At 64.4% G+C, this 6,182-nt stretch carries 5 protein-coding genes and 1 riboswitch; of the genes, 1 reads left to right on the top strand and 4 read right to left on the bottom strand.

Annotation, left to right across the window (positions count from 1 at the left end; genetic code table 11):
• Positions 1–140 precede the first annotated feature (140 nt).
• The 3 genes from CSQ99_RS30380 to thiC form a co-directional block, all read right to left on the bottom strand.
• Entirely contained in the window at positions 141–776 is a 636-nt protein-coding gene (locus tag CSQ99_RS30380; protein WP_099042680.1) for an alpha/beta hydrolase family protein, read from the bottom strand.
• The gene (gene thiD / locus CSQ99_RS30375; RefSeq protein ID WP_099042679.1) at positions 773–1,609 is read right to left on the bottom strand and encodes a bifunctional hydroxymethylpyrimidine kinase/phosphomethylpyrimidine kinase; all 837 of its coding nucleotides are present in this window, start codon (positions 1,607–1,609) and stop codon (positions 773–775) included. Before thiD ends, CSQ99_RS30380 begins: the two co-directional genes overlap by 4 nt.
• A 28-nt stretch (positions 1,610–1,637) precedes the next feature.
• Complete coding sequence (thiC, locus tag CSQ99_RS30370) at positions 1,638–3,206, bottom strand: phosphomethylpyrimidine synthase ThiC (RefSeq protein ID WP_099042681.1); 1,569 nt, start codon at positions 3,204–3,206, stop codon at positions 1,638–1,640.
• A riboswitch (TPP riboswitch) is annotated at positions 3,193–3,302 on the bottom strand. It overlaps the preceding gene by 14 nt.
• Positions 3,303–3,426: 124 nt before the next feature.
• Between thiC and CSQ99_RS30365 the strand changes: the two genes are divergently transcribed.
• Positions 3,427–5,196 (top strand): MFS transporter, encoded by a 1,770-nt coding sequence (locus CSQ99_RS30365; RefSeq protein WP_099042678.1) that lies wholly within the window; start codon positions 3,427–3,429, stop codon positions 5,194–5,196.
• Positions 5,197–5,200: 4 nt separating this feature from the next.
• On the opposite strand, the gene CSQ99_RS30360 is transcribed toward CSQ99_RS30365, so the two are convergent.
• The gene (locus CSQ99_RS30360; RefSeq protein ID WP_099042677.1) at positions 5,201–6,001 is read right to left on the bottom strand and encodes an exodeoxyribonuclease III; all 801 of its coding nucleotides are present in this window, start codon (positions 5,999–6,001) and stop codon (positions 5,201–5,203) included.
• Positions 6,002–6,182: the final 181 nt, after the last annotated feature.

The following is a 6,182-nucleotide window of genomic DNA, read 5'->3' as shown; positions in this document are numbered from 1 at the left end:
GGGTAGGGGTTCGACGGCTGACCGCCGTAGGGAGGCTGGCCGCCGTAGGGAGGCTGCTGACCGTACGGAGACGGTGGCTGGCCATATGGCGGTGGATTGCCCGGCGGCGTGGTCACCCCGTGACATTAGCCCGCCTGTCCCTACGACGCACCAAGCAATCCTGATGCGGCGTCGACCGCCAGCGCCGGAACGTTCAGGGACTTCGAGCCGAGATCATGTCGGGCGCCGGTAATCTCGACGACCTCGGTGGCGGCTGAGATGAGCGCTGCGGCGGCGCGAAGTTCCTCGATCGACCCGAACGGGTCGGCGGTGCCGTGGGTGAACACCGTCGGCGCGGAAATCCTGGGCAGGTGCTCGGTGCGCGCCCGCTCCGGCTTGCCGGGCGGATGCAGCGGGTACGAAAACAAGGTCAGCACATCGACTTTCGCCGCTTCGTCGGCGACCACCATCGAGGTCATCCGACCGCCGTAGGAGTGGCCGCCCGCGACGACCGGGCCTTCGGCGAGCGTGCGCGCCAGCTCGATGACCTCCACGATTCCGGCTTGGTCGGATGCGGCGGAATTGGACGGCGGCCCCTTCGGCCGTCGGCGCCGATAGGGCAAGTTGTAACGCACCGCGAGCCAGCCGCGCGCCGCCCACTCGTCGCAGATCCTCACCAGTAGTGGGGATTCCCGGCTGCCGCCGGCGCCGTGGGTCAGAACGACTGTGCCAATAGGGCCGCCTTGGCCATGATCCGCCGGCGCGTGGGCGATGCCCGCGATCTGCTCGAGATTCATCCGTTGAGCCTGAAGAGTGCCGATACCGGGCCGTGGCCCTGCCCCAGTGGATATGCCGCGCGCAGACATTCGGTCACCCAACGCTTTCCGAACGCGACGGCGTCGGGCACGGTGTACCCATGGGCGAGCGCGCTCGCGATCGCCGCGGCCAGCGTATCGCCGGCACCGTGGTCGTGTCCGGTGTCGATGCGGGCGGTGTCGAACTCGAAGAAATCGGTGCCATCGAAAAGCAGATCGGGGCTCTGTGATGACGCCCGCAGATGCCCGCCCTTCACCAGCACCCACTGCGGACCGAGCGCATGAAGTGCGCGCGCCGCCGCACGCTGGGACGTCTCGTCGATGACATCGATGTCGACCAGAAGACGCACTTCGTCAAGGTTCGGCGTGACCAGAGTGGCCAGCGGGAACAGTTGACCCCTGAGGGTATCCAGCGCGCTGGGGTGCAGCAGCGGATCGCCGTGCATGGACGCGCACACCGGGTCGACGACGAACGGCACCGTGCCGGCCAGCCCCTGCTCTCGCCAGGTCTCCGCGACCACATCGATGATCGCGGAGGACGCCAGCATGCCGGTCTTCGCGGCCTGGACACCGATGTCGGACGCCACGGCCGCAATCTGCCCCGCGATGACGTCCAGCGGTATTTCGTGAAACCCCTTGACGCCCAGTGAGTTCTGCACTGTGACCGCAGTGATGGCGACCAGGCCGTGCATGCCGAGCATGGCGAACGTCCGCATGTCGGCCTGGATACCGGCTCCGCCGCCGGAGTCGGAGCCGGCGATTGTCATGACCCGAAGTGGGGTCTGGCCCGGCGGTGTCAGCGGCAGCTGGATCATTGGTTCTTCGAGCAAGCTCTCATCCCCCTCATGTCAGTGGAAGATAGACCCGGTTGCCGTGCTCGGTGAACTCCTTGGACTTTTCGGCCATCGCATCGCGAATGTCCTGGGTGATGCGCATGGAGCAGAACTTCGGACCGCACATCGAGCAGAAATGCGCGGTCTTCGCCGGTTCTGCGGGAAGTGTCTCGTCGTGGAACTCGCGTGCGGTGTCGGGGTCGAGCGACAGGGCGAACTGGTCGTGCCACCGGAACTCGAATCGGGCCAGCGACAGTGCGTCGTCGCGTTCCTGTGCGCGTGGGTGCTCTTTGGCCAGATCGGCGGCGTGGGCAGCGATCTTGTAGGCGATCACGCCGTCCTTGACGTCCTTGCGGTCAGGTAGCCCCAGATGCTCCTTCGGCGTGACGTAGCACAGCATCGCAGTACCCGCCTGGGCGATGATCGCCGCGCCGATCGCCGACGTGATGTGGTCGTAGGCCGGCGCGATGTCGGTGGTCAGCGGACCCAGCGTATAGAAGGGGGCCTCGTCGCAAAGCTCCTCCTCGAGCCGGACGTTCTCGACGATCTTGTGCATGGGGACGTGCCCGGGGCCTTCGACCATCACCTGCACGCCATGCGATTTGGCGATCTTGGTCAGCTCACCGAGCGTGCGCAGTTCGGCGAACTGGGCGGCGTCATTGGCATCTGCGATCGAGCCCGGCCGTAGTCCGTCGCCGAGCGAGAACGTGACGTCGTACCGCTGCAGGATCTCGCAGAGTTCCTCGAATCGGGTGTACAGGAACGACTCTTGATGGTGCGCCAGGCACCACGCCGCCATGATGGAGCCACCCCGGCTCACGATCCCCGTCACCCGTTTAGCCGTGAGCGGCACGTAACGCAGCAGCACCCCGGCGTGCACGGTCATGTAGTCCACACCTTGCTCGCACTGCTCGATCACGGTGTCGCGGTAGCACTCCCACGTCAATGCTGTTGGATCGCCGTCGACCTTCTCCAAGGCCTGGTAGATGGGTACGGAGCCGACGGGCACCGGCGAGTTGCGCAGGATCCACTCTCGAGTGAGGTGGATGTCGCGGCCGGTGGACAGGTCCATGATCGTGTCGGCGCCCCAACGGGTGGCCCAGACCATCTTGTCGACCTCATCGGCGATCGAGCTGCGGACCGCCGAATTGCCGATGTTCGCATTGACTTTCACCGCGAAGGCCTTGCCGATGATCATCGGCTCAGCCTCGGGATGGTTGTGATTGGCCGGAATCACCGCGCGACCGCGAGCCACCTCATCGCGCACGAGTTCGGGTGCTACCCCTTCGCGTGCGGCGATGAACGCCATCTCGGCGGTGATCTCGCCGTTGCGGCCTCGTTGAAGTTGAGTGCCGCGATCACGCACGACGCCGGGGCGCGGTGACAGCCCCTGGTTGAGATCGAGTACGGCGTCGGCGTCGGTGTACGGGCCCGAGGTGTCGTACAGGTCAAAGTGCTCGCCGTTGGACAGGTTCACCCGGCGGAACGGCACTCGCATCCCTTCGAGGTCCCGGTAGATCTTGGTGCTGCCCGCGATCGGGCCGTTGGTCACTGATGGGACAGAATGCAACACTTTCATCATCTCCCTACGCCGGCATTACCCGGTCAGGTTCGTACGGTCGACGGGCCTACCCGTCCTCTCAGCGCACTGGTGTGCGCTCCCGTGTGTGGACGCCTGCCACGCTAGCGCACGTGATGGCCTGGCGGGAATAGGAATTGCCTCGCCATGTTTTATATAGCTAATATATGTGTTTTCTGCCTCGAGCCGTTTGTACGAATAGCAAAGACTGCGACGTTTGATGACGACCAACATTGATAAGACGAACCCCCAGGTAGCGGCTGACGCCGACGCGGCGCTCAGCGAGACCGCGCGACGGCGCAGGCGTATGGATCAGGACCATCCGTTCTACAAGTGGATCGTGCTGTCCAACACCACGCTCGGCATGTTGTTGGCGGCGATCAACGCCTCGATCGTGCTCATCTCGCTTCCTGCGATCTTCCGCGGCATCGGGTTGAATCCGCTGGCGCCCGCCAACGTCGGCTACCTGCTCTGGATGCTCATGGGGTACCTCGTGGTGACCGCGGTGCTCGTCGTGTTCTTCGGCCGCCTCGGCGACATCTTCGGCCGGGTTCGCATCTACAACTTCGGGTTCGCGGTCTTCACCGTCGCGGCCATCGCGTTGTCCTTTGATCCGTTCCATTTCGGTGGCGGCGCCGTCTGGCTCATCGCGTGGCGCGTGGTCCAGGGCGTCGGCGGCGCGATGTTGATGGCGTCGTCCGCCGCGATTCTCACCGACGCGTTCCCGTCCAACCAGCGCGGCATGGCACTTGGTGTGAATATGGTTGCTGCCGTTGCTGGTTCATTTCTCGGACTGCTTATCGGCGGTGTGCTTTCGGAGTTCCACTGGCAAGCGATTTTCTGGGTGGGAGTACCGATCGGGCTGCTGGGGACCGTCTGGAGCTATCGCTCGCTGCGCGAACTCGGGGTCCGAACCCCGGGACGGCTGGACTGGGCGGGCACGCTCACGTTCGCCATCGGTCTGACCGCACTTCTCGTCGGCATCACCTATGGGATCCAGCCCTACGGGGATTCGACGACGGGCTGGACCAACCCGTGGGTGTTCGGTTCGATTCTCGGCGGTGTGCTGCTGATCGTCGTCTTCTGTCTGATCGAGCTGCGGGTTGAACAGCCGATGGTCAACATCCGGCTCTTCCGTTCCGCATCGTTCGGCATGGGCAACCTGGCAGGTCTGATGTCCTCCGTCGGTCGTGGCGGACTGCAGTTCATGCTCATCATCTGGCTGCAGGGGATCTGGCTCCCGTTGCACGGCTACAGCTTTGAATCGACACCGCTGTGGGCCGGTATCTACTTGTTGCCCGCGACGTTCGGCTTCTTGATCGCAGCTCCGCTTGCCGGCACCCTGGCGGACCGCTATGGCGCCAGGCTTTTCACGGTTGGCGGTATGGCATTGATGGCGGCGTCGTTCATTGCACTGGTGATGATCCCGGTCAACTTCGACTACTGGGTGTTTGCGCTCCTGGTCTTCATCAATGGCCTCGGCGGTGGCATCTTCACGGCGCCGAATACCGCGGCGATCATGTCGAGCGTCCCCGCGGCTGAGCGCGGTGCCGCTTCGGGAGTGCGGGCCACATTCTTCAACGCCGGCTCGTCGCTGTCGATCGGAATCTTCTTCTCTCTCATGATTATCGGGCTGGCCAACACACTGCCGAGCGCGCTGAGCTCAGGCCTGCAGGAGCAGGGCGTTTCCGCATCGGTGGCGCACGAGGTGGCGAACCTGCCGCCGGTCGGGAGCCTGTTCGCGGCGTTCCTGGGCTACAACCCGATGGCCGAGTTGCTCGAGCCCTACCACGCGCTGCAACAGCCCGGCGTCAATGCCGATGTGCTGACCGGGCAGACGTTCTTCCCGCACCTGATCGTCGAGCCGTTCCATGCGGGACTGGTCGTCGTGTTCATCGCGGCCGCGGCAATGATGGTCGTCGGGATGGTCGCGTCGCTCTTCAACCCGGGTCGCTACGCCGACGAGGAGAACGTCGACCACATGGCGTAGCGGCTCAGGTCAGCTCGACCAGCACCGGAGCGTGATCGCTCGGCGCCTTCCCCTTGCGTTCCTCACGGACGATCTCCGCATGGGTCACACGCTGCGCCAAAGCTGGTGAGCCGAGAATGAAGTCGATACGCATTCCGCGGTTCTTCGGGAACCGCAGCTGGGTATAGTCCCAGTAGGTGTAGACATCCGGGCCGGGCGTGAAAGGCCTTACCAAGTCGGTGTATTGGGCGTTCGTCATTGCGTTGAACGCGGCCCGCTCCGGCGCGGTGACGTGGGTGCTACCTTCGTACGCCTCGACGCTCCAGACGTCTTCGTCAGTAGGCGCGATGTTCCAGTCGCCCACCATTGCGATCTGTGCCGCCGGGTCGTCGGCGAGCCACTTCTGTGCCGTATCATGCAGAGCAGCAAGCCATTTGAGCTTGTAAACGTAGTGCGGATCGGCGGGGGAGCGCCCATTGGGCACATACAGGCTCCACACCCGCACCCCATTGCACGTCGCTCCCAGCGCGCGCGCCTCCGCGGCGGCTTCGACATCTGGCTTACTGCTCCACGTCGGTTGACCGTCGAAGCCGACCTGCACATCGTCGATACCGACCCGCGATGCGATGGCGACACCGTTCCACTGGTTGAAGCCGCAGTGCACCACGTCGTAGCCGGCGGCCAGGAAGGGCATTGTGGGGAACTGATCGTCGGAGCACTTGGTCTCCTGCATCGCCAGCACGTCGACGTCGGCACGCTCCAGCCAGTCGGCCACCCGATCGACTCGAGCGCGGATCGAGTTGACGTTCCATGTGGCCACCCGCATGACTACAGAATAGTGTCGGACCCGTGTGGCAGAGTCGAACATGTGTTCGAGTGTGATCGGGATTGGGATCTCATCGAGTTGATGGGTGAGGCCACGCGCTATGAGTCGATGTCCACCGCGCAGCGGTTGTTGGCGGTGGCGGAGTTGTATGAGCGCCGTCAGGGGGCGTTGGCCGATCTGG

Source organism: Mycobacterium neglectum (genome assembly GCF_002591975.1).
Classification (GTDB): Bacteria; Actinomycetota; Actinomycetes; order Mycobacteriales; family Mycobacteriaceae; genus Mycobacterium; species Mycobacterium neglectum.
The sequence above is the reverse complement of the archived record's forward strand: the minus strand, read 5'-3'. Positions and strand labels throughout refer to the sequence as shown.

Bases quoted from the DNA above. Each gene is read 5' to 3' on its own strand.
- CSQ99_RS30380 (WP_099042680.1), bottom strand. From the start codon at position 776: ATGAATCTCGAGCAGATCGCGGGCATCGCCCACGCGCCGGCGGATCAT.
- thiD (WP_099042679.1), bottom strand. From the start codon at position 1,609: ATGATCCAGCTGCCGCTGACACCGCCGGGCCAGACCCCACTTCGGGTC.
- thiC (WP_099042681.1), bottom strand. From the start codon at position 3,206: ATGAAAGTGTTGCATTCTGTCCCATCAGTGACCAACGGCCCGATCGCG.
- CSQ99_RS30365 (WP_099042678.1), top strand. From the start codon at position 3,427: ATGACGACCAACATTGATAAGACGAACCCCCAGGTAGCGGCTGACGCC.
- CSQ99_RS30360 (WP_099042677.1), bottom strand. From the start codon at position 6,001: ATGCGGGTGGCCACATGGAACGTCAACTCGATCCGCGCTCGAGTCGAT.